This is a genomic window from Vibrio sp. 1402 (assembly GCF_033340275.1).
In genome coordinates, this window is record NZ_JAWOWE010000254.1 from 1 (window position 1) to 719 (window position 719).

At 44.5% G+C, this 719-nt stretch carries 1 protein-coding gene; it reads right to left on the bottom strand.

Annotated features, from left to right (window positions below):
* A partial coding sequence (locus R7044_RS25400) for a RodZ domain-containing protein (RefSeq protein WP_225456019.1) occupies positions 1 to 719 on the bottom strand: 719 nt, incomplete at both ends.

A 719-nucleotide genomic window follows, 5' to 3' on the forward strand; every position in this document is an offset into this window, starting at 1 on the left:
AAGTATACCCAGAAAGGTCGACAGGTTCACTTGCAAATGTCATTGTTACACCTTCCGGTGCGCCTAATATCACTTTAAATGGCGCTTTTCCGGTAAGTTCTACATCTTGACCCGGTTTCTGAGTGCCACTTACGAGCGTTTTGCCGTTTGTATCTTTTACTTGGATCCAGCAATCTGCTTTAAATTTCATGGTGAGCAGAGTCATACCTTCTGGCACTACAGGAGATGCTTCTTGAACCTCTTCTGCTGCTTCAATCACAGCAACTGGTTGTTGAGTTGCTTCTGTTGTCGACTCTTCTGTTTCTGCAGGTACCACGTCATCAGTTTGCGCTGCATTGATGGATGATTCTGATGCTGTATTGTTTGATGCCGCTAGCTCTGCTGGAGTACTTGCGATCAGCTCTTCTTCGGTCATTAGATCAATATCAGCAATTTCATCGGCACTTGGTTGGCTTGTTTCAACATTAGCCTCTGCTACAACTTGAGCGAGACTATTTTCTTGCTGATTTTGCCACCACCAAGCTGCTGAGATACCGATGATGACAATGGCTATTACCCAAGTCAGCAACATAATTCGGCTGTTGTGTTTCTCGTGTTTGGTTTTACGAGAAAAGCTTTGCATTTCGATTTCTTGCTCTTTTGGCTTTACATCTGCCGTTTGTTCTAGAGCAACCAGCACCACTTTCTCATCTAGCCCGACAAACTTTGCGTAAGAACGC